This window comes from Yersinia aldovae ATCC 35236 (assembly GCF_000173735.1).
Taxonomy (GTDB): domain Bacteria; phylum Pseudomonadota; class Gammaproteobacteria; order Enterobacterales; family Enterobacteriaceae; genus Yersinia; species Yersinia aldovae.
In genome coordinates this window covers 23,840-47,228 of the sequence record NZ_ACCB01000026.1, presented here as the reverse complement: position 1 = coordinate 47,228, position 23,389 = coordinate 23,840, and the positions used below count along the sequence as shown (strand labels likewise).

Genomic DNA, 23,389 nt, shown 5'->3' with positions numbered 1-23,389 from the left:
CGCTGCATATTGAGGGAAGAATGGCACCAGTTATTCCGATGTTTAGCTGTCCCCCTATTTCATTACGGACGCCTCGATTGCGGTTAGATAGCCTTGTCGAGCAGGATTGGCCACTGTTTTTACAGCTATACCAAGACCCGGATGTCCAGCGGTATATTGCCGATAAGATGGATGTGGCTGAAATTCGCCGCCGTTTTGAAGCCCGCCTGATGCCTTGGGTGAAAACTTCAACTCATTGGTTATGTTTAACTATTAGGGAAAGAGAGAGCGGGCAGTCCATCGGACTTACCGGATTTTTACCTGAATGGCTGCCGTTACAACAAGCTGAAGTGGGATATGCCATGTTGCCACCATTTCAGCGAAAAGGATTTGGCAAAGAATCATTGATGGCCGTGTTGGCTTTTGGTTTTCAGCAATGCCAATTTCATAAAATGAAAGCCACTGTTACCGTCGGGAATGATGCGTCGCGGCATCTGCTGGAGCGCTGTGGTTTTCAACTGGAAGGTACTTTGCGTGATAACTTTCAGCTCGGCGGGCAGTGGTGCGATGACTGGGTGCTAGGAATGCTTGAGTGCGAGTTTGCGCTATAGCGCAGAACTCCGATGAGTTAGATAATTATGATCAGCCACTCGACACCGGTTCGGCGCTGGGATATGTTCATAAACAGACCTTTTGCGGGTCAGCGTCGCTCGGACGGTCCGGGCGCTTACGTATTCCGAGGAAATTATGGCTGAACACCCTGCTCGTCGTTTTACCCGTATTGACCGCCTTCCACCTTATGTTTTCAACATTACATCTGAGCTAAAGATGGCCGCGCGCCGTCGGGGTGAAGATATTATTGATTTCAGTATGGGTAACCCGGATGGCCCAACACCGCCGCATATTGTTGAGAAAATGTGCAGCGTCGCCCAACGTGAAGATACTCACGGTTATTCAACCTCTCGCGGGATACCACGCCTGCGCAGGGCGATTTCGCGCTGGTATGCTGATCGCTATCAAGTGGAGATCGATCCTGAAAGTGAAGCCATTGTCACCATCGGTTCGAAAGAGGGGCTGGCCCACCTGATGCTGGCAACCCTGGATCACGGCGATACTGTACTGGTGCCGAACCCGAGTTATCCGATTCATATTTATGGTGCGGTGATTGCCGGGGCACAGGTGCGATCCGTGCCGCTAACTGAAGGTATTGATTTCTTTGGTGAGTTGGAACGGGCTATTCGTGAAACTATCCCTAAGCCGAAAATGATGATCCTCGGATTCCCCTCCAACCCGACGGCACAATGTGTAGAGCTGGATTTTTTCGAGCGTGTAGTGGCACTGGCAAAACAGTATGACGTGCTGGTAGTGCATGATCTGGCCTATGCCGATATCGTTTATGATGGCTGGAAAGCACCGTCAATCATGCAGGTGCCGGGGGCGAAAGATATCGCGGTGGAGTTTTTCACTTTATCGAAAAGTTACAATATGGCGGGCTGGCGTATTGGGTTTATGGTCGGTAATCCGGAACTGGTCAATGCACTGGCGCGTATCAAAAGTTATCACGACTACGGCACATTTACTCCATTGCAGGTCGCTGCCATTGCTGCACTGGAAGGCGACCAACAGTGTGTCCGTGATATCGCTGAGCAATATCGCCAGCGGCGCAATGCATTGGTGCGCGGTTTGCATGAGGCAGGCTGGATGGTTGAAAACCCAAAAGCCTCAATGTATGTTTGGGCTAAAATTCCACAACCTTATGCGCATCTAGGTTCGCTCGAATTTGCTAAACGCCTGCTGGCTGAGGCGAAAGTCTGCGTCTCACCGGGGATTGGATTTGGTGATTATGGTGATACCCATGTGCGCTTTGCTCTGATTGAGAATCAGGATCGCATTCGTCAGGCAGTGCGCGGAATTAAAAATATGTTCCGCGCTGATGGCTTGCTGACATCGGGTAAGTGAGTGTCGCCAGCACCTATGTAGTTTGAAGTATGACGGGTATATTCTGGCCGGTGACTTAAGCTGCCGGTCAGAACAGAATACTTATTCTTCACCCGCGCTTAATGTTCTCTTCATCTGTTTGCACCATACTGACTTATTATGTGTGACTTATGCGGAGCACTGCCATGAAAAATCACTATTCCTTATCTCAAATAACCCTGCACTGGTTAACGTTGCTAATGATTTCTTTGACCTATTCAGCAATGTTACTCAGTGATTCTGTGCCGGATGAAGATCGAGCATTAGTGAAAAATCTGCATTTTAATTTTGGCATTTCGGTCTGGATATTGATGCTGGCGAGGCTTTGGCTACGTCATCGCAACCCTATTCCGCGGATCACACCACAATTACCTGACTGGCAGCTGTTAGGCGCTCAGATTCTGCATTGGGGTTTATATCTTATGTTTTTATCGCTGCCGGTACTGGGGGTTTTAGCGCAAGCTTATGGTGGAAAGACCTGGTTCTTGCTGGGATGGCAGGTGCCGCAGTGGGTGATACCCAATGATGAAGCGCGTTCTTATCTGAAACAGACACATGAGCTAATTGCCAATTTAGGTTATTTTGTGATTGGAATACATGGGGTGGCGGCGCTTTATCATCACTATATTCGCCGCGATGATACCTTACGTAGAATGATGCCAGGTAAATAATCTGCTCGCATAAAATGATAAAGGGCGCGAATGCGCCCTTTATACTATGTCAGGTGATCGATGATTTGAGCCATTATTACTCGACCATTATCATGAAGGTGCCAACCCAAACCACCAACATAATCGAGATACCCATAAAGAAATACTTCACTGAACAACTCCCTTTGGAGCTACTTCGCCAGTAACAATCCAAATTACTATGCTGAGTATCAAATGTGAATGAATGACTCTTCAATCAATTGCTGCTATTTCACCATAACCGGCTCGCTATCAATCTGAGATACATCCGAAATGTCGATCCAACCCAGTGAGGGGCTACGACAGGATCGCGCTAATGTAATCCCAATGGAGTAGAGATTTCAATACTGTAATTTTATGCATCAGATCACAATTTCATACAGAAACTGTAAATAATGTTAGCCAATATATTGAAGTGTGACGTTATTAACGTTTTTTTAAATTATCGTCAAATAACAATTTGTTACTCTATTGGCTAATCTTTATGCCAACCTCGCGGATATCCACCAAGTCAGCCGATTTTCCGTACGGTCACATCAGCCTCTAAACCCAGTAAATACAGGGCTTGTTCCAATGCTTCAACTTTAGATGCGTAGAAAATATCCAGCAGGCGATCCATTTGCGCTGCGTTCAAGCCAAGTTTGCGTGCCATATCAGCTTTACGGGTGTCAGTGCTTAACATGGCATTATGCAATTCGGCTTTCAGGCGCACCAGAATAGGTACATGGACGGCGATATCCTCGGGTTGCAGTGCTGATGGAGCCGGAACGGGGCGACGTTCTTCCATCTCAGCGGCGATACCGTTTTTAATGCCATCCTGCGCTTCCAGCTCAATGTCTTCGGAGGAGTAGGTCACCGATTCCAATTCAGGGAAATCGCGGTAGTGGATATGGTATTCTCCGCTGGTTTCATCAAAAGTATAACTGGCTGGATAACTGAACACGGCGCTCACTCCTGTGGGGAAAATACGATAAGTTGCGGCATTGTACTGGTATTTATCCAAATCAGGTGACTTATTTAGTGTGTTGATTTACCCATGCCGTAGAATATTGGCGTGTGATTTACCCTGTTAATTGTAGAAAAAACATCCAGAGGATGCTATCGAAATGTATTGAGCATATAACATGGCCTCATACGATTTATCCACAGTCAGAGGGTTATATAAAGTACAATGATAAATAATTTACTTTAAATAAAAATAATTTTCCTATGATTAATCTAAACGTTCATGAAACCATTGTGGTAAAAAATTCTAAATAGAATGCAGATCTGTTATTATTCCGCAACCAAAACCCTTTCAAATAAAAGATAAAAATTACCGTCGTCGCTAATAGTGACGTGTAGTTACTATCTATTTTATATCTGAAAAGAGATGTTTGTTGTGTTTAAGCTAAATTTAAAAACATTCATCTTATTTAATTGTGATTTTTAGTTTTTTATTGAGGAATTTCTGTCAATGATGAAAAGAATACTATTGAGTTCTACATTTATAGTCACATTATTATTGAGTGGTTGTGCTACGGAATCATCGCGAACGCTAGATGTTGCTAAAGTTGCTTCCTACGGCACGCAATATAGTGGTCCTCGCAGCCCTATTTCTGTGGGTAAATTTGATAATCGTTCAAGTTATATGAGCGGATTATTCTCTGATGGTGTAGATCGGTTGGGGAGCCAATCAAAAACTATTCTGGTGACACATTTACAGCAAACGGGTCGTTTTAATGTATTAGAACGCACCAATATGGAAGAGCTGAAAACAGAAGCCGCAATTTCAGGCCAGAGCCAGCAGCTAAAAGGTGCAACGTATGTGGTGACCGGGGATGTGACTGAGTTTGGCCGCAAAGAAGTGGGTGACCGCCAACTATGGGGCATCTTAGGTCGCGGTAAATCTCAGGTTGCTTACGCCAAGGTTAATCTGAATATCGTCAATGTGAAAACCTCTGAAGTGGTGTTCTCTTCACAAGGTGCGGGTGAATATACACTTTCTAACCGTGAAGTGATCGGTTTTGGTGGCACTGCCAGTTATGACTCAACGCTGAATGGCAAAGTATTGGATTTAGCCATACGTGAAGCCGTAAATAACTTGGTCGCTGGCATTGAATCGGGCACCTGGCAGCCTGCGAAATAACGCTAACTATAATGTGTATGGATACCGAAATATGAAATTAATACCCAAATTGTCTTTGTTGCTGGCTGCTGCTGTTTTAGCCGGTTGCGCTACCGCGCCGAAGCCTATTTATAACTGGGAGAACTACCAATCAACGATTTATGAATACTATAAATCTGATGCCAGCCCTGAGCAGCAAATTGCTGCCTTAAAAGAGAATATTGAGAAGTCTCGCGCTAAAGGTATACCGGTGCCTCCGGGCTTACATGCCCATTTGGGGATGTTGTATGCCAATACTGCCCACCCAGACCTGGCAATAGCTGAGTTTAATCGGGAGAAAGCGGCCTTCCCTGAGTCTGCGCCGTTTATGGATTTTCTCATGAGCAAGGATAAAGGGGCATTTAAATGAAATCTCTTTTTGCGTTATGCGCGGTTATGATGGCGCTACTACTGACCGGGTGTGCCAAGCCAATTCAGGACTATTCTGCCTTTAAACAGAGCAAACCTAAAAGTATTTTGGTGTTGTTGCCAGAGAACCAATCCCCTGAGGTTGAAGCCAGTCACGGCATGTTGTCGCAGGTGACTTATCCGTTATCTGAAGCCGGTTATTATGTGCTGCCCGTTGCGGTTGTTGAGGAAACATTCAAACAAAATGGAATGACTCATGCGGGCGACATCAGTGCTGTTAGCCCCGCGAAGCTGCACAAGATTTTTGGTGCTGATGCGGCGCTGTACATCACTGTAGTGCAATATGGGACGTCTTATCAGGTGATCACCAGCGACACCCGCGTCACAGCTAATGCCAAACTGATCGATCTAAAAACAGGCAAATTGTTGTGGAGTGGCAGTGCGACCGCTTCCAGCAATGAAGGGGATAATTCATCTGGCGGTATCATTGGTTTGCTGGTGCAGGCAGCGGTGACGCAGATTAGCAATACCATTGCGGATAAAAGCCATGATATTGCCGGTATTACCAGTACCCGGATGCTGTCCGCAGGAACGCCTAACGGGTTATTGTATGGCCCACGTTCACCACAATACGGCAAAGATGCTAAGTAAATATCTTTAGCTAATGACGCCCAAAATACCTGGGCGTCATCATCAGTTTATTCACCCGTGGCTGAGCTTTATTGTTGTTTCGCGTCACGTCACTTTGTGGCTAGAGTGACAACCTGACTGACAATATTAGTGCAATTCGGCGGGGAGCAGCCAAACACAAGATGTATGGGTGACCTGGTTGAAAGCAGTAATTACATCCTAATATGACTACTGAGTTGGTGAGTGATATTTGACTAATGTGGTGCTTTAACCTTCACCATTCAAGCTGTTATCCTATATTCAGTTGAGGGTTTCACCGACTGGCTTGTAGGAAATCAACGTTATGTTGAATATGAACGAGAGATTTGATGGTAAAAATAGCGCTGGTGAGCAGAATATCCACGCCGCTTTTGAGTTAAGTTTACTGCTCAAAGCGATACTGGCAGTGATAGAGATTATCACCGGTATTTTGACTTATTTTGTCACACCGCAGTTCCTGCTAAATATTTTGCATCGCATCACGCGGGTCGATTTTATCGAAGGTCATGGTGATGTGGTCGTCAATTACCTGCAACATGTGGCGCAAAGTCTTTCTATTAGCAGTTTACATTTTGCCGCATTCTATCTAATTATCCACGGTGTTGTTAAATTATGGATTATTATCGGATTATGGCATGAAAAATTGGGTTACTATCCCGCAGCCATTGTTATTTTTAGCTTATTTATCGTTTACCAACTCTACCGATATACCTTTACGCACTCAATGCTGCTACTACTGATCACCGCTTTGGATGTTATGGTTATTGTACTGACTTTGCTGGAGTATCGCAGGTTGCGGCATCAGTCTAAAAATCTCACCGAGACGCAATGAATTATTTCAAAAGGGATTAAACCGGCATAGCCTGGCTATCCTTCAATGGCGCTGCGTCAGCGAAAAATTAGCTACGAGATGGATAAAAGAGTCTCCTAAATTATAAAGCGAATGATATTTACCAGTAACAACATCATCGATTAGGGAATACATGTGCCTGACCAATAATGGTCAGATCAACCATCAAGCCAATATTAATACCTTCCCGGCTGACCGTTTTGATTTCTACGGTTTCGTCGCTGCCAACGATATGCAAGGTGAGTGTCGAGATAAACCCGGCAAAATCAATATTGATAACTTTTGCCAAACAATGGGGTGTGTATTGATGTCCGGTAGGCAAGGGCGTTATGGTAATTTGTTCTGGTCGCAGCATAATCCGCGTAAGACCACGACGTTGCATGTCGTCAACACTCACCTGACCCAATACGCAATCAGCCCAACCCGCGTCGATATGTGCTGAGAGAATCAGTGTCTCGCCAAGGAATGTTGCGGTCGGTTCATCAACGGGCCGCAGATACAGTTCCTGCGGCGGGCCAACATGTGCCAGCTTGCCAGCACGCATTACCGCAACTTGTGAAGCGAACGACAGGGCTTCTGTTTGATCATGAGTCACCAGAATTGAGGCGATATTGGCCTGCGCCAATAGTTCGGCCACGGCCTTACGGGTTGAGGCGCGTAACGCGGTATCCAGTGCTGAGAAGGGTTCATCCAGTAGCATTAGCACCGGGCGCTGAGCCAGCGCTCTGGCGAGAGCGACGCGTTGCTGCTGCCCACCAGAAAGCTCATGGGGCCACAGTGCGGATAATCGCCTATCCAGTGACACCATCTCCATCAGTTCACCAATCCGCTGTGTTTTTTCCTGTTTTGTCCCTTTCAAGCCGTAACCAATATTGCCTGCTACGGTGAAATGTGGGAACAGAGCACCATCTTGTGGCACAAAGCCAATGCCTCTTTTATGCGCGGGTACATGGGTTGAATTATCAAATACCGATTTTCCCTGTAAGATAACCTTGCCATGATCGGGGGTTTCAAACCCCGCAATGATCCGCAACAGCGTAGTTTTTCCTGAACCGGAAGGCCCGACAATAGCAGTACGGCTCCCCGCCGTTACGTGCAAATCAATGTGGTCCAAAACGGTAACAGATTGGTAAGACTTACCGATTCGCTGGAGTTCAAGCGTGCTCATAATCCTGCCGTACGTTGAGATTGAGAATAAAGAAGCCAGGTTAACGGCAGTGAAAGCGCCACCATCAACAGTGCATAAGGGGCTGCGGCGACGTAGTCAATTTCGCTGGTTAATGCCCAAAAACCCGTCGCCAGTGTGCGAGTACCGTTCGGTGATAAGAGTAATGTGGCCGTCAGTTCATTGGATATGGCGAGAAACACCAGTGCAGCGCCTGCTGCAGCACCGGGGGCCGCCAGCCGCATGGTGGTGCTCCATATCGCTTGAGTGGGTGTTTTCCCCAAGCTGCGGGCGACATTTTCCAGTTCGACCGGTGCTTGTGCAATACCGGCCCGCAAACTGATTAAGGCGCGTGGCGTAAACATCAATAAATACGCCAGCAAAATAGTAAACTCGGTTTGATACAACGGACGAGCAAGTCGGATGGTGATAGTGACCAGCGCCAGTGCCACGACAATGCCCGGTAACGAACTGGTCACATAGTTACACCCTTCCATCACACGATATAATCGGCTTGGATAACGTACTGACAGCCAGGCCATTGGCACCGCGCACAAGGTGATAATGGCCGCACCACTCAAGGCCAATATCAGGGTTTGCCTGACCGCAGGTAGCAATTCAGGATTTAACCAGACATCGATGCCCCCAATATAGAGCCAACGTATAAGGGTTATAAAGGGTACGCCGAGCGAGAGTGCTGACAGTGTCAGAGGCAATAGCAGGCACAGTAAGGTGGTAGCTCCCCTCATCGTGTAAGGCGTCTGGCTTCTGGCACTACCAGAACCGACCCGCGCATAGCGGTTGTAACCTCGGGTGGTGGCCTCCATTAACAATAGAGCCAGACAGCAAAGCGCCAGAACCCCGGCCAACATATTTGCCGCAGGGCCATTAAATGTGGATTGGAATTGGTCGAAAATCGCGGTGGTAAAGGTATCGAAACGGATCATGGCATACAGCCCATATTCCGCTAATAGGTGCAGAGCTATCAGTAGTGAACCGCCCCAAATCGCTAATTTTAACTGGGGCAGCACGACACGAAAGAAGACTGTCACGGGTTTACTGCCTAAGGATGCCGCGGCATCTTCAATCCCTGGATCGAGGCGGCGCAACACCGCCGCAGCAGGTAAGTAGATAAAGGGCACATAAGCAATGACTGAAATGAAGACGCCGGCGGCAAGCCCATGCATCGATGGTACCAGGCTAATCCATGCATAACTTTGTACGAACGCCGGTACTGCCAACGGTGCGATAGCCAGTAATGACCAGATACGCCTGCCGGGTAGGGTCGTTCGCTCGGTAAGCCAGGCTAGCGCAACGCCGAGCGTGGCACAAAGCGGTAAAGTGAAAACCACCAGTAAAGCGGTATTGGTCAATAGTTCGCCCACTCGAGGGCGAAAAACCAGAGCTTTGACCGTTGACCAGCCAGTATCAATTGCAATACCAATAACAAATACCAATGGCAGCAATGCTACTAATGAAAGCAGGATAGCAATAACTACCATCCCGGTTGCCGGGCGGTGGTTATGTTGCCGAAACGTTGTATTACGGCCTGAAAACGCAGCAGTATCGGTACTTATATTGGCCATAATAGGTGAAGACGCTCGGCTGGTTAAACGCCAGTCTGATCACAGAACCGGCGGATGTTTAAAAGTATTTTTATCAGTCAGTTGGCTGCCTTACAGCAAGCCCGCTTCAGTCATGAGTTCAACCACTTTTTTGCTGTTCAGATTTGATGCTTCTACTTTCGGAGCATCCAATTCTTTCAGTGGAACCAGTTTAGGATTCGATGCCGCATCAACGCCAACAGCATATTCAAAGGCATTGTTAGTACGTAAGACTTCCTGGCCCGATTTGCTGGTTATCCATTTTACGAATGCTTGAGCTTGCTGCGGGTGCTTACTAGAGGCTAATACACCGCCGCCAGAAACACTGACGAACGCGCCAGGATCCTGATGTTTGAAGTAATGCAGCTTAATTTTGTCGCTATTTTCGCCAGTTTTCGCCTGATCAACAAAAGGATAATAGTGATAGATAATGCCGCCATCAATTTGGCCCGCATTGACCGCTTTCATTACCGTGCTGTTACCTTTATAGGCGGTAAAGTTGTTTTTCATGGCTTTTAACCATTCTAACGTGGCTTTCTCGCCCTTCAACTCTAGCATGGCACTGACAATTGCCTGGAAGTCTGCACCTGATGGTGAAGCTGCCCAGCGGCCTTTCCACTCCGGTTTTGCCAGATCCATGATTGATTTAGGCAACTGCGCTGCGCTGATTTTTTCCGGATTATAGACAAACACGGTGCTACGCGCGGCAATACCGACCCAACGGCCATGTTCAGGCCGATACTCTTTAGCAATCTGCGCCTGCGTTGCCGCGTCCAGAGGGGCGAACAGTTTTGCATTATCCACCAGAACCATTGCCGGGGAGTTTTCGGTCAGGAAAACATCGGCAGGTGATGCGCTGCCTTCCTGAACCAGTTGGTTGCCTAACTCGCTGTCTCCGCCATTACGCAGAGTGACTTTGATGCCGGTATCTTTGGTGAAACCCTCAACCCAGGATTTTACCAGATTTTCATGCTGGGCATTATAAACCACAATGCCTTCATCGTTTGACGCAGCATTCACAGAAAATGCCAGCAATACGGAGGACGCCAGCAGAGCGATAGGGGCGAGAGAAAAGAAACGTAACTTCATAGCGACATCCTTTTAAAAGGTCAGAGAAGTAAACTGGGTTGCCAGGCAAAGACAAAACACCACAATTGTATAGAAAGAAATTCACAATGATAGTGAAAATGATTCCTATTATTGTCGTGGTGTTTCATTTTTAACGCGGTTATCTGAGGTGAATAGGACGTGGGAATGTACTGAGTCTTGGACAACACCACCGGTATTGCATCGCAGTATATTTGTAAAAAACTCATCATATCGCAGCATTTTCCTGTTTGTTCGCGCCAGACAATGACTTAACATAGCTATCACATTTTTGCATGGTTTATGGATATTCAATGCGCTATCTGGCTGTGGTTCTCCCCTTACTCATTTTGCTGTCAGCCTGTAGTAGCAAGCCGACGTCTCCTGTTGCGGCTACACCCTCGGGCGGCCTGGTTCAGAGCGGTTTTTTACTTGAGCCACAACATGTAGGTCATGTGAAAAACGGTGATTTTGCCTATAACGCGGATACCGCCCGTTTTGTGGATAAAATGGTGCGCGAACATGGCTTTGAACCTCAACAACTGCATGATGTATTGGCGCAGACTCAGAAGTTAGATTGGGTCATTCGCCTGATGGATAAACAAGCGCCATCGGCAGGGCGGCCTTCCGGCCCGAATGGGGCCTGGAACCGCTATCGTAAACAGTTTATTACTCCTGATAACGTGCAAAATGGCGTGAACTTCTGGAACCAGCATGAAGAGGCTTTGCAACGTGCGTATGAGGTATACGGCGTGCCGCCGGAGATTATTGTCGGTATCATCGGGGTTGAGACGCGTTGGGGTCGGGTTATGGGTAAAACCCGCATTATTGATGCACTGGCAACGCTCTCCTTCGCCTATCCACGCCGTGCGGAGTATTTTACCGGTGAGCTGGAAACCTTCCTGCTGATGGCCCGCGCTGAGGGTAATGATCCGCTCAGTTTGCGTGGTTCTTACGCCGGCGCGATGGGCTATGGCCAATTTATGCCATCGTCATTTAAAAGTTATGCCGTTGATTTCAATGGTAATGGTCATGTGAATTTATGGGATCCTGTGGATGCAATCGGCAGTGTTGCCAACTATTTCAAATCGCATGGCTGGACCAAAGGGGCTGTGGTCGCGGTGCCTGCCAATGGGCAAGCACTGTACCTTGATAACGGCTTTAAGACTAAATACCCTATATCAACATTATCAGCGGCAGGGTTAAGCCCAGCCAACTCGCTGGGGGATTATCAGGAAGCCAGCTTGCTGCGTCTGGATGTTGGCACGGGGTATCAGTATTGGTATGGTTTACCTAACTTCTACACCATCACCCGTTACAACCACAGCACCCATTATGCGATGGCAGTGTGGCAGTTAGGTGAGGCCGTCGGCAGCGCGCGCCGCGGTTAATACCTGTCATCTTTCAAGTTGCAGGTGTGTCGGCTGCTCTAGATAACCCGAATTACTTACTGGTTGTTGAACTTACAATAAATAGACTCATCGGGATTAATGAGCCTCATCCTTGAGGCTCACCCTGCGGGCTAGCATAAATGCTGTACAAATCGGTTCCCGACCAATTTGTATCTTGCTTGCTGCCTCCCTGCACCCTAAAACCTATAGGGTATTGCGGACAAAGTTAAAACCAAGTGGTCGCCTATCTAATCGGTTTATAAACTCTTTTTTTCATTACAATAGATGCGAAATATCATCCGGATTCACTGATGGCGGCGATTTTCGCCAGCCGCGCGTCAGCCACAGCAAGTAAATAAAGCCCGCCAGTAGCCACAGTAAGCCCACTTCAAGCGCGCGCTGCTCAAGATGGAGCCACAGCCAGACTGACATCACAAACCCCAGCATTGGCAGCAACCCGTATTTGAACATGGCAGCCGCGCCACGGCGTTTCTCATTGATAATAAAGTGTTTTATCACGCTCAGATTGACGAAGGTAAACGCACCCAGTGCACCAAAACTTATCATCGATACCACTAAATTCAGGTCAAGGAACAGTGCCAGCAATGAGATGGTTGCGACAAACAGGATGGCCCGCCACGGGGTATGAAACTTGCGATGCAGATGGAAGAACACTTTGCGCGGCAGCACCCCTTCACGGCCCATAGCATAGAAGATGCGCGAAACACTGGTCTGCGCGGTCATCGCCGAGGCATAAACACCGGTGAGGTAAGTGGCCATAAAGAAGTTATACATCCACTTGCCACCCACATGCTCTGAGATAATCAGGCTGGCCGTATCCTGATAGGGAATCAACGACTTCCAATCGGGATAAACCAAATGCGCGGCATAGGAAACGGCGATAAAGATGGCACCAGCGCTGATGACGGTAAACAGAATGGCGCGTGGCAGCGTTCGCTTAGCATCATGCGCTTCTTCTGCCATCGTAGCGATAGCATCAAAGCCAAGGAAGGCCAGACAGAGCACCGCCGCGCCAGACAGCAAGCCGGAGAAGTCACCGCCATTCACCAATAATGGCTGCATCAGTGCCTCAGGGCTTAAATCTGCCTGACTAAACGAGAGTGCAATAAACAGCACAATAAAGATCATCTGTGCGGCAATCAGGGTAAAATTCACTGAAGTGAGTAACCGCACCCCGAGAATATTGAGCAAACTGACACTGACGATAGAACCAATAATAAAGACCGGAGCGGGGATAGCCGGAAATGCCTCGTGCAAGAAAATGCCTAAAACCAGGTAATTAAGGATGGGCAGGAACAGATAATCCAAAATTTGCGCCCAACCCACCAGGAAACCGGTTTTCCACCAAAACTACGCTGAACGTAAGAATAGGCAGAACCTGATAACGGCATGGCGTTGGTCATCCGGCAATAACTGAGGGCGGTAAACAGAATGGTGACGACGGTCACCAGATAGGCAACGGGGAGGTGCCCCTGGCTTAATACGGTCACCTGTCCATAGGTAGTAAAGATGCCTAATGGCACCATGTAGGCAAGCCCGAAAGCGACCAGCGCGGGGGTTTTAAGCACTCTGCGCAACTGAATATTTTGTGGCATTACCGTATCATCTCCTGGCGAAAACAAGCACCGTTAAGTTGCATTTTTATGCAACTGTAAAATACAAAGGAGCGGATTTTGACACAAGGGCAGGCGCTTTGAAAGCCCATCCCCTTTATGGTTGGCGCCGCCACGTTATTGGCTACGGGCGCTCCCCCTAATCACTGACTTGTATCAATGATTAGGGGGGATTAACTGCCGTTTATTGAATCGAATCAGTGGCCTGATAAACCACTTTACCGCCAACCAACGTCGAGTTCACCTGAGTTTGGTAAATCGTTTCCGGTGACTGCGCAAACAGGTTATTTTCCAGAATAATGATATCGGCGAATTTACCGGCTTCCAATGAGCCGATGTATTGCTCTTTCGCAATCATATAAGCAGCATCAATAGTTGCTGAGCGTAATGTCTCAATTAGCGTCAGGTTCCGATCATTATCCAGCCGAGGGCCTGCCAGATTGCCGTCAAGATCCCATGCGCGGCGCGTCATACCGACTTGCAGGTTGTACCACTCATCAAGTCGGTCAATCGGCCAGTCACTGCCATAAGCTATACGCGCACCTGCATCGAGGAAACGAGCGGCTGGCTCCATATGCTCGAAACGTGCTTCGCCGAGCATTTCGCGCTCCTCATCAATCAGCACACCCGGCAATCCTCCCCACTGGAAAGAGAGTACGGCAGTCGCACCGAGCTTGGCAAAACGGCCATATTGATGCGCGGCCACCAGCTCGTTATGTGCCAACCCTGGGCGGATATCTTTACCGGGCAGTGCGGCACGCATCTGTTCCACCGCGTCCAGTACCATCTCGATAGCACCGTCCCCCACCGTATGGGTATGAGGATGAAGCCCCGCGCGGGCGCATTCCACAATCACTGCATTGACCACGGGTGCTGTAAAATAGAGGTCACCATAATGGTCGGTATTTTGCCAGTCAGGCTGTTGGGCGGTGCCACAATTGGCGCGGTAAGGCTCCAACAGCGCGGCGGTCATGGTCGGTGGCTGTAACACTCCGTCAATAAACAGTTTGAGATGGTCGACGGCAAAACCCGGTGCAGGAACCCATTCACGGCACCCCCATTGGCGGCCAAACTCAACTACGTCCTGAACCACGCGAGCCGCATCCTCTGGCCCTTGCAGGCTATCTGGCGTCACTTCTTTGGCGCCAAGCACCCGCAGCGTCAATTCATCGCGCTCATGCAACTTACTGAAAGCCAAAAGTTGTTCGGCAAAAACACGGGTATCCATTACGGTGGTGACACCCTGCGCGTTTAGCACTTGCTGTACATGGGCGGCGATCTGCACATTTTTTTCAGGCGTCGCGGAGGGAATGCTGTCAAAGGCGCGCATGGCGGGCGCATCTTCCAAAATACCGGTCAATTTACCGTTCGCATCGCGAGCAATTTTGCCATCGGGTGGCACTGGGGTATTTTCGTCAATACCCAGCAACTCCAGTGCACGGCTGTTGGCCGCCAGTGTGTGGCAGTCATTCGAGAACAGGGCGACCGGGCGGCGAGTATTGAGTGAGTCCAGCGCGGCGCGGCTCATATCGGCACCGACCGGTGTCATCGCCTGACGCTGCCAGGCGCGCACGGTCAGCCAGTCATTCTCGCCTTTGAAAGGATCGCCATCAAGGTGCTTTTGAATAATATCCAGTGTCTGTTCAACACCTAGCGCGGCATAATTTAGGTTACAACCAATCAGTTGTTTACCGCCCCAGAACGGGTGCATATGGCTGTCAATAAGACCGGGCATCATAAATTTGCCAGCCAGATCGATCAGTTGGGTTTCTGCTGCGGCGAATTGCTGTTTAATTTCATCCCCGCCGGTTGCCAGAATGTAGCCCTGACCTAGCGCAATTGCGCTGCAAACCGTGTTATTCGTATCTGCCGTGTAAATCGTGCCGTTGTAATAAATAACATCGGCGACAGGAGTCTGTTTAGTCATGTTATACACTTCGTAAAAAATAAGAGGAATCAAATAGCTATTATAGCCTGCTATACCCACTAAAACTCTCCGACGTTAACTTCTGGCCGGAATAGCTATTTTGTTGCCAACAATGCGCTTTCCATCATGGCTGTGAGGTGACGTAGAATTTCCGCTTCAGAAAAGCCTAATTCTATAAACTGGGTTAGTCCATCCAAACCACAAACCAGCCCAATCAATCGCCAGGAAATATCACTGGGGTTTATGTCTGAGCGAAATTCATTGCTGGCAATACCGGCATGGATCACCTCAACGGTGGCCGAATGCCAATCTGACATTGAAGCGGCGTAAGCCTCTTTTATTAGCTCATCCCGTTCGGCCAATATTGAGACTTCATTCCACAGGCGGGTTTCTCTTTTACCGGCTTCATCTTGCGGATAACCCAATACCTTTTGTAGCCGTTCAACTGCCGGCACATGTTTGCTGTTTTTTGCAAACGCGCTTAAGGATTGTTTTACCAATAGTTGAAAAGCATCTGCCCGTAAGCGTGAAACCGATGAAAAGTGATGATGGACTTGCCCGACCGCTACACCGGCTTCACTGGCAACGCGCCGGACAGTCGTTGCTGCCATGCCCTCAACCATTGCCACCCGCATCGCAGCCTGCAAAAGGGTGTCGTGGCGTTCTTCACGATTCAAATAGGCCAAAGCAACTCCTCTAATTTGGCGCAACAAGTTATTCACCATTATGTGACGAATTGGACGAGCGTTCAACTTTCCGCTATTATTGCCATATTGAACATCTGTTCAACATTAATTAGTACCTTATTGAGCACGACAGTATGTCTAAAAAGTGGATGATTTTTTACGTTATTATTCTGATGTATCTCCCTGTTTCTATTGATGCAACCGTATTGCATGTGGCCGCACCACGGCTGGGGATTGCATTGTCGGCTACCGGCAGCGAATTGCTGTGGATTATCGATATTTACTCACTGGTCATGGCGTGTCTGCTTTTGCCAATGGGAGCGCTGGGGGATCGCATTGGATTCAAACGGCTGGCTTTGCTGGGGTCGATACTGTTTGGCCTGGCTTCGTTGGCGGCAGCATTTGCGCCGTCCGTTGCCACACTTATTGCCGCGCGTGCGTTGCTGGCTATCGGGGCTGCGATGATTTTACCTGCAACACTCTCCGCCGTGCGCAATACTTTTACCGATGAGCGGGAAAGGGCGTTGGCGCTGGGCATATGGGTTGCGGTCGGGACTTCGGGTGCGGCGATGGGGCCGCTGGTGGGCGGGTTATTACTGGAATACTTCTATTGGGGATCAGTATTCCTGATCAATATTCCTATTATCATCGCTGTGGTGATTGCCACATTGGTGGTTATCCCCAAGCAACCTGTTCGCCGCGAACAAAGCTGGAAATTGGCACCGGCCTTGGTGCTGATTGTTGCTGTTCTGCTGTTGGTGTATGCCGCTAAAAGCGGGTTGCGCGGCGGGGGGATCCTGTTGTCACGTCACTGACCGCATTGATTGGCGGCGGGATGCTGTTTGCTTTTGTTCGGCATCAGCTATCAACAGCGGCACCGATGATTGATTTTCGACTGATCAGTCAGCGTGTTATTGCTATCGGTATGATGATGGCATTGACGGCGATGATAACGCTGGTGGGTTTCGAGCTATTGCTGACGCAAGAATTGCAGTTTGTCCTTGGGAAAAGCCCGCTTGAAGCCGGTATGTTCCTATTGCCATTGATGATTGCCAGTGGCGTCAGTGGGCCGATATCCGGCTGGCTGGTGTCTACATTGGGGCTGCGCACAGTAGCAAGCGCGGGTATTGCACTGAGTTCATTAAGTTTTCTTGGGCTGGCCTGGACCGATTTTGCCACTCAGACCTATGTGGCGTGGGCTTGGATGGCATTACTCGGTTTCAGCATCGAAGCTTCATTGTTGGCATCCACCGCCGCGATTATGAGCGCTGCACCGCCTGAGAAAGCCGGTGCAGCCGGTGCGGTTGAAGGGATGGCTTATGAGCTGGGGGCCGGGTTGGGTGTGGCAATATTTGGCCTGATGCTATCACGAGCGTATACCGCGTCTATTGTGCTGCCAGCGGATTTACCTGCCAGCTTGGTTGAGCAGGCGAGTGCCTCGATCAGCGAAGCTATTCAGGTGGTCAATAGCTTGGGTGGGAACGAATCGTTGCTGGCGAGTGCTAAGTTGGCGTTTTCTGCCTCACACAGTTTGGTGTTAGGCACGGCGAGCGGCTTATTAATTCTGCTCGCCGGTGTCGTGTGGTACACCATGCCGGGGAAGAATATGCGTCAATGGGGGAAACAGAGCGCCACACATCACTGATTAACGAGTTGTTGAAGTGTCATTCATTAAACAGCCATTACTCTTACTTAAGTGTGTGATATACCTATTTAGAGTTCGACACAGGTAAGGCTTATGCAATGACAGAGCAACCGTTCTCCGCGCAACTTGATATTGATAGCTCAGTTCAACCCCCTCGAGTTTATATCAGGGGGGAGTGGGTACTGGCGCATTACCGTTTTTTGGAGCCAAAGGTGGCTCAGTTGCGTGTGGATTTACCGGCGTCGGCCATGTTTGACTTCAGCCAGTTAGGTGGGTTGGATACTGCTGGCGCCACGCTGCTTGCCACACTTCTTGGGGAGCTGCGAGTCAGCAATTTGCGTGAATTGGCACCGCGCCTGCCTGATGAACGCCGGGTGTTATTGGAGACCGTCAGCCAGGTTTTACCTAATCTGGTTCCTCAATTAACGGTAAAACCTCAACCTTTCTGGATTGGTCTATTAGTACCTATCGGCCAGTCGGTGGACAATTTATGGCAAGATTTCAAGTCATTGCTCGGTTTTGTCGGCCTGACACTTGAAGCACTGCTGGGGACAGTTTTTCGCCCTGCTCGCTGGCGGGTCACTTCTCTTATCGCCAATATTCAGCAAATTGGCTTGAATGCCGTTCCTATCATTATGCTGCTGACTTTTCTGGTCGGCGCAGTTATCGCTTTTCTTGGTGCAACCGTTCTGACCACTTTCGGCGCGGGTATTTTTACCGTCGATTTAGTGGTGTTTTCTTTCCTACGAGAGTTTGCGGTTCTGCTTACGGCTATTTTGATGGCGGGGCGAACAGCCAGTGCGTTCACCGCTGAAATCGGGCTGATGAAAGCCAACGAAGAGATCGATGCCATTCAAACGCTGGGGCTTAACCCAGTTGAGTTACTGGTGCTCCCTCGTGTATTAGCGTTATTGATTTCACTGCCGATGCTCACGTTTATCGGTATGATTTGTGGCATTTTTGGCGGTATGGTGGTTTGTGCGTTAGCACTGGATATCTCCCCGACGATGTTTTTAACGATTATGCAAAACAGTAACGGGTTGCAGCATTTACTGGTGGGGATCAGTAAAGCGCCGATTTTCGCGTTCTTGATCGCCATTATTGGTTGTCTGGAAGGGTTTAAGGTCAGCGGCAGCGCTGAATCCGTCGGCATGCATACTACCACCAGTGTCGTACACTCAATCTTTGTTGTTATCTTGCTCGATGCTGTTGCAGCGCTGTTTTTCATGGAAATGGGGTGGTAAGTCAAGTGACAAAAAATGCGATCATCCAAATCCGTGAGCTGGTGAATTGCTTTGGTAAACAATGTGTTCACGATGGCCTTAATCTGGATGTACACCGAGGGGAGGTGCTCGGTGTGGTTGGTGGTTCGGGCACCGGCAAATCTGTTCTACTGCGCAGTATCGTTGGATTACGTCGCCCAACTGCGGGTGATATCCATGTTTTTGGTAATGATTTAATGACGTTATCCGGTAAGGAGCGTTCGATGGTGGAACGACGATTCGGAGTCTTGTTCCAACGGGGGGCGCTGTTTAGCTCGCTTACCGTGACTGAAAACGTGGCGTTGCCATTGATAGAAAACGCTGGTTTACCGCGGGCTGAGGCCGAACGGCTGGCGCAGGTTAAACTGGCCTTGGCTGGTTTACCACCTGACGCGGGCAGCAAGTATCCGGCATCGCTGTCTGGTGGCATGGTAAAACGGGTTGCTTTGGCGCGTGCACTGGCGTTGGATCCGGATATTCTTTTTCTTGATGAACCGACCGCAGGGCTTGATCCGATTGGGGCGGCGGCTTTTGACAGTTTAATCAGAACATTGCGTGATGCGTTGAATCTTACCGTGTTTCTGGTAACGCACGATTTGGATACGCTTTATACGCTTTGTGATCGCGTAGCAGTGCTTTCACAAAAGAAAGTGCTGGTGGTCGATACGCTAGATACCGTTGCGGCGACCGATGATGCCTGGATTCAGGCGTATTTTCATGGCCCTCGTGGCCGCGCGGCATCTCAGGCTGCAACGCACAGTGTAGAGAGGTCATAAGATGGAAACCCGTGCTCATCATGTCATCATTGGCTTGTTCACTCTTATTGTGGTCAGCGCCGCCTTGCTATTTTGCCTATGGCTGACAAACGCGGGTTCTAACCGCCAGTTCAGTCTATACGATATCGTGTTTAACGAAGCTGTCAGCGGGTTATCGCAGGGCAGCACTGTACAATACAGCGGAATTCGAGTCGGAGAGGTAATACAGTTACGGCTGGATAAAGATAACCCAAGCAAGGTCTGGGCGCGGGTCCGCGTGTCAGCTTCTACACCTATTCGCCAAGATACCCAAGCTCGCCTGACAGTTGCCGGTATCACCGGTATGTCGAATATTCAGTTCAGCAGCGGTAGTCAGGACAGCCCGTTACTGGAGGGGGAAGATGACGAGATCCCGGTCATTGTGGCAACCCCGTCGCCGATGAGCCAGTTGCTGGCTAATGGTGAGAATTTTATGAGTAATGCTAATGAAGTCCTGGTGCGGCTGAACCAGTTGTTGGCACCGGATAATCAACAGCGGCTGATAAAAACGTTAGAAAACCTGGAGCTGGTTACTCAGACGGTGGCAGACCAACGTGAGGATCTTCGCACAATGTTGCAGCAATTGGCACAGGCCAGCAAACAGGCTAATGACACATTGGCACAAACCGATCGTCTGCTGCGTAATGCCAATGGGCTAATGGAAGGGCAGGGGAAACAATTGGTTAGCGATGCAGCGAAGACGATGGTTTCATTGCAGAATACCAGTGTCATTCTCAATAAATTGGTGAATGAAAATAAAACATCCCTCAATAACGGTATGCAGGGTATGAATGAACTGGGGCCAGCTGTTGATGAACTACGCAGAACGTTGGCCACATTACGCGCCGCTGTTACTCGTCTGGAAGAAAATCCTGCGGCCCTACTGCGTGGTCGTGAAAGAACACAGGAGTTTACGCCTTAATGGTTTCTCTTAAATTGATTCGCTTTTCAGGCCGTCACGCGTGGCAGGTGTTATCACTGCTGCCACTGGCGTTGCTCTCAGCCTGCACTATTTTGCCCAGCGCACCGATATCGCAGGTCTACCTTTTACCCGCTCAGACAGCAACGGTTACGCCACGGGCGCAGACGGTTGACTGGTCGTTGCGGGTATCTCAACCGGCGACTAACCAGTTTATTAACAGCACACGTATGGCTGTACAACCACAGGGACAGGAAATTGCTGTCTACAAAGCCTCACGCTGGAGTGATTCAGCGCCTATTCTGCTGCGTAATCGTCTGATTCAGGAATTCCGTGCTGATGGCCGTGTCCGTGCAGTCAGCAGTGACGATGACAGTCTTCAGGCCGACGTCGAGTTGAGCGGTGATTTGTCCGCGTTCCAGGGGGTACATAGCAGTGATAACAGTTTGGTACTCATTCGGTTTGATGGCCGTTTGGTCAGAATTTCAGACCGACGGATTATTGCTACCCGCCAGTTTGAAATTCGCCAACCGATAAAAGGCACTGAGATGAATGAAGTGGTTCAGGCGTTTGGTGTCGCCAGCGATCAATTGGCAGCACAGGTGTTAAACTGGACGTTGCAGCAGGCACCACAGTAAGCGTAAATAATAGTGCATCAGCGATTGTAGCTAATTTTGTTGGGGCCGGTTTTTGATACGGAAATTTGAATTTTATCTGTTTTCCTCCGGCCTATCTTCCTGAATGGCGCTCCTGATTTTATCAGGAGTCGCTTTTCTCCTTCTTTATTAACGAATCGCTGACGTTTTTAATAAGAATATTGCACAATTAATGTGCAGCCACAATCCAGAGCATATAAATTCTTTATCCAGTAATTAGCGCATCTTTAATATGTGACTGAATCAGTATTGATGCTTAACAGCAAACATACGGCTTCGAGTTGCCCAGTTGTCAGATAGGATTACGATAGCGCGCCTGACATCTGCATTTTGTGTTGAAGGGGAAATTATTCTCTTTATTATTTTGTGACTAGCATCTCACTGGTAGTATATATTAAACAGTATCATGCAACTAACCATTTGATATAATTCATTTTTTATTTTAAATTCAGTGGATTTTTTATTTTATATAAAGAGAATTAAATTCTCCTTATATAGAAAACAAGAGTTAAGTATGAAAAGTATTTCTCTTAACAAATCTCTAAGATAAAAATAAGTAAAAATCATTAGTAAAAACATCAATGAAAAAAATAACACATCAACAATTTCTCAAATGGTTAAAAAAAGAAGTTAAACTTTCTTTAGGGTGTACAGAACCCGTTGCTATCGCTTTTGCCGCAGCTGTTGCAGCCAAATACCTCAATGCGCCAGTGTTAAAAATAACAGGGCAGATATCAGATAATCTTTATAAAAATGCGATGGGAGTCACCATCCCCGGAACCCATTATTCAGGGGTTACTCTGGCAGCAGCAATAGGGGCTATAGGTGGAAATGCCGAAGCAGGTCTGGAGGCATTAAAAGGAATTACTGCTGAACAAATTACCTGGGCTGTTACCTTTAATCAAAACGGTAATATCAGCCTACAACCTGTAAATTCGACTGACTTTATTTTTATTGATATGACTTTGCACAGTGTTAATGAGCAGTGTCGGGTCGTGATTCAAGGTAACCACACTAATGTCACGGAAGTTTATATTAATAATATTAAACAGGTCCACGTCAGTGGTCATATTGCGGGTTGCAGTGAGGAGGTATTGCCTAAGTTCTCTCTCCGAGATGCATTCGATTTTGTGAGCCATGTAGCGGCTGATGATATTGCTTTTATATTGGAAAGTGCTGAGGTGAATAGTGCGCTTTCTGATGAGGGAAAAAGGAAACACTATGGCTTAAATGTAAGCGGAGCACTATTGCTGGCTAGAAAAAATGGTTTTATGAGTAGGGATTTACTTAGCCAAATGCTGATCAATACGACCGCAGCATCAGATGCCCGCATGGGCGGAGCACCGCTTGCCGCCATGTCAAATTACGGTTCAGGTAATCAGGGTATTACGGTGACAATGCCGGTGGTAACGCTCGCAAAACATCTTGATAGCGATGATGAAACTCTGGCCAGGGCGTTGGCGTTGGCTCATTTGGTGGCAATTTCAATTCATGAGCGTTATACCCGCCTCTCTGCATTATGTGCAGTATCTACGGCGGCAATGGGGGCAGCTGCTGGGATGAGTTGGTTATTGACTCGAGATTATCTGACTGTTTCTTATGCTATAAATAATATGATCAGCGATATTAGCGGTATTATTTGTGACGGTGCGTCAAATAGCTGTGCCATGAAGGTTTCCACTGCGACGGCCTGTGCATTTAAATCGGTAGTAATGGCGCAACAACATAGTGTTGCGGGAGAGTATGACGGTATTGTTTCCTGCGACGTAGAAAGCTCAATAAATAATCTATGCAGACTCGTATTATCGCCAATGAGACAAACAGACAAAGAAATTATCGACATAATGACTCATAAATAAAATAAATCTCACTCTTTAGTTGAGATACGGAACATCATTCTTAACAATGATGGGACTTTTTACAGCCAAAATTTAAAGGAAA

At 48.3% G+C, this 23,389-nt stretch carries 20 protein-coding genes and 2 pseudogenes; 14 read left to right on the top strand and 8 right to left on the bottom strand.

Annotation, left to right across the window (positions count from 1 at the left end):
• Positions 1-38: 38 nt before the first annotated feature.
• The 3 genes from YALDO0001_RS12915 (at position 39) to YALDO0001_RS12905 (ending at position 2,627) form a co-directional block, all read left to right on the top strand.
• Positions 39-590 carry a GNAT family N-acetyltransferase gene (locus tag YALDO0001_RS12915; RefSeq protein WP_231583068.1) on the top strand — a complete coding sequence of 184 codons (552 nt, stop codon included), beginning with the start codon at positions 39-41 and terminating at the stop codon, positions 588-590.
• 136 nt (positions 591-726) lie between these two features.
• A complete protein-coding gene (gene alaC, locus YALDO0001_RS12910; RefSeq protein ID WP_004703840.1) occupies positions 727-1,938 on the top strand; it encodes an alanine transaminase in 1,212 nt (403 codons plus the stop codon).
• Between the two features lie 164 nt (positions 1,939-2,102).
• Positions 2,103-2,627: a cytochrome b gene (locus tag YALDO0001_RS12905; RefSeq protein WP_004703839.1), complete on the top strand. Its 525-nt coding sequence runs from the start codon at positions 2,103-2,105 to the stop codon at positions 2,625-2,627.
• A 76-nt stretch (positions 2,628-2,703) separates the two neighbouring features.
• Here YALDO0001_RS12905 and ypdK read toward each other — a convergent pair whose 3' ends face one another.
• Positions 2,704-2,778: a membrane protein YpdK gene (gene ypdK, locus YALDO0001_RS21320; protein ID WP_086017141.1), complete on the bottom strand. Its 75-nt coding sequence runs from the start codon at positions 2,776-2,778 to the stop codon at positions 2,704-2,706.
• A gap of 378 nt (positions 2,779-3,156) precedes the next feature.
• Complete coding sequence (locus YALDO0001_RS12900; RefSeq protein WP_004703838.1) at positions 3,157-3,588, bottom strand: type II toxin-antitoxin system HicB family antitoxin; 432 nt, start codon at positions 3,586-3,588, stop codon at positions 3,157-3,159.
• Positions 3,589-4,101: 513 nt separating this feature from the next.
• Here YALDO0001_RS12900 and YALDO0001_RS12895 point away from each other — a divergent pair.
• The 4 genes from YALDO0001_RS12895 (at position 4,102) to YALDO0001_RS12880 (ending at position 6,661) form a co-directional block, all read left to right on the top strand.
• Positions 4,102-4,773 carry a CsgG/HfaB family protein gene (locus YALDO0001_RS12895; RefSeq protein WP_042840012.1) on the top strand — a complete coding sequence of 224 codons (672 nt, stop codon included), beginning with the start codon at positions 4,102-4,104 and terminating at the stop codon, positions 4,771-4,773.
• A 31-nt stretch (positions 4,774-4,804) separates the two neighbouring features.
• Positions 4,805-5,161, top strand: a complete 357-nt coding sequence (locus YALDO0001_RS12890) for a DUF4810 domain-containing protein (protein ID WP_004703836.1) — start codon at positions 4,805-4,807, stop codon at positions 5,159-5,161.
• On the top strand, positions 5,158-5,811 hold the full coding sequence (locus YALDO0001_RS12885) for a DUF799 domain-containing protein (protein ID WP_042840010.1): 654 nt from the start codon (positions 5,158-5,160) through the stop codon (positions 5,809-5,811). Before YALDO0001_RS12890 ends, YALDO0001_RS12885 begins: the two co-directional genes overlap by 4 nt.
• A gap of 322 nt (positions 5,812-6,133) precedes the next feature.
• A complete protein-coding gene (locus YALDO0001_RS12880) occupies positions 6,134-6,661 on the top strand; it encodes a DUF2127 domain-containing protein (protein ID WP_004703834.1) in 528 nt (175 codons plus the stop codon).
• 133 nt (positions 6,662-6,794) lie between these two features.
• Here the strand turns inward: YALDO0001_RS12880 and YALDO0001_RS12875 are convergent, their stop codons facing one another.
• The 3 genes from YALDO0001_RS12875 to YALDO0001_RS12865 form a co-directional block, all read right to left on the bottom strand.
• Complete coding sequence (locus YALDO0001_RS12875) at positions 6,795-7,847, bottom strand: ABC transporter ATP-binding protein (RefSeq protein ID WP_042840008.1); 1,053 nt, start codon at positions 7,845-7,847, stop codon at positions 6,795-6,797.
• Entirely contained in the window at positions 7,844-9,430 is a 1,587-nt protein-coding gene (locus tag YALDO0001_RS12870; RefSeq protein WP_004703832.1) for an ABC transporter permease, read from the bottom strand. The genes YALDO0001_RS12875 and YALDO0001_RS12870 overlap by 4 nt, the downstream gene beginning before the upstream one ends.
• A 90-nt stretch (positions 9,431-9,520) precedes the next feature.
• A complete protein-coding gene (locus tag YALDO0001_RS12865) occupies positions 9,521-10,537 on the bottom strand; it encodes an iron ABC transporter substrate-binding protein (protein WP_004703831.1) in 1,017 nt (338 codons plus the stop codon).
• A 311-nt stretch (positions 10,538-10,848) separates the two neighbouring features.
• Between YALDO0001_RS12865 and mltB the strand changes: the two genes are divergently transcribed.
• Positions 10,849-11,925, top strand: coding sequence for a lytic murein transglycosylase B (mltB, locus tag YALDO0001_RS12860; RefSeq protein ID WP_004703830.1), 1,077 nt, complete (start codon positions 10,849-10,851; stop codon positions 11,923-11,925).
• Positions 11,926-12,201: 276 nt separating this feature from the next.
• Here the strand turns inward: mltB and YALDO0001_RS12855 are convergent.
• The 3 genes and pseudogenes from YALDO0001_RS12855 to YALDO0001_RS12845 all read right to left on the bottom strand — a co-directional run bounded on the left by YALDO0001_RS12855 (position 12,202) and on the right by YALDO0001_RS12845 (position 16,172).
• A pseudogene (locus YALDO0001_RS12855) lies at positions 12,202-13,541 on the bottom strand (APC family permease).
• 202 nt (positions 13,542-13,743) lie between these two features.
• A complete protein-coding gene (locus tag YALDO0001_RS12850) occupies positions 13,744-15,486 on the bottom strand; it encodes an amidohydrolase (RefSeq protein WP_004703827.1) in 1,743 nt (580 codons plus the stop codon).
• A 95-nt stretch (positions 15,487-15,581) separates the two neighbouring features.
• Positions 15,582-16,172 (bottom strand): TetR family transcriptional regulator, encoded by a 591-nt coding sequence (locus YALDO0001_RS12845; RefSeq protein WP_042840027.1) that lies wholly within the window; start codon positions 16,170-16,172, stop codon positions 15,582-15,584.
• Positions 16,173-16,306: 134 nt separating this feature from the next.
• Here YALDO0001_RS12845 and YALDO0001_RS12840 point away from each other — a divergent pair.
• The 6 genes and pseudogenes from YALDO0001_RS12840 to YALDO0001_RS12815 all read left to right on the top strand — a co-directional run bounded on the left by YALDO0001_RS12840 (position 16,307) and on the right by YALDO0001_RS12815 (position 23,307).
• Positions 16,307-17,817: pseudogene (locus tag YALDO0001_RS12840) on the top strand (SmvA family efflux MFS transporter).
• Positions 17,818-17,915: 98 nt separating this feature from the next.
• Complete coding sequence (locus YALDO0001_RS12835) at positions 17,916-19,061, top strand: MlaE family ABC transporter permease (RefSeq protein ID WP_004703823.1); 1,146 nt, start codon at positions 17,916-17,918, stop codon at positions 19,059-19,061.
• Entirely contained in the window at positions 19,055-19,855 is an 801-nt protein-coding gene (locus YALDO0001_RS12830; RefSeq protein WP_042840007.1) for an ABC transporter ATP-binding protein, read from the top strand. Before YALDO0001_RS12835 ends, YALDO0001_RS12830 begins: the two co-directional genes overlap by 7 nt.
• 1 nt (position 19,856) lies before the next feature.
• Positions 19,857-20,795 (top strand): MlaD family protein, encoded by a 939-nt coding sequence (locus YALDO0001_RS12825; protein WP_004703821.1) that lies wholly within the window; start codon positions 19,857-19,859, stop codon positions 20,793-20,795.
• Complete coding sequence (locus tag YALDO0001_RS12820; protein WP_042840006.1) at positions 20,795-21,430, top strand: ABC-type transport auxiliary lipoprotein family protein; 636 nt, start codon at positions 20,795-20,797, stop codon at positions 21,428-21,430. Before YALDO0001_RS12825 ends, YALDO0001_RS12820 begins: the two co-directional genes overlap by 1 nt.
• Positions 21,431-22,029: 599 nt before the next feature.
• Entirely contained in the window at positions 22,030-23,307 is a 1,278-nt protein-coding gene (locus YALDO0001_RS12815; protein WP_004703820.1) for an L-cysteine desulfidase family protein, read from the top strand.
• Positions 23,308-23,389 lie beyond the last annotated feature (82 nt).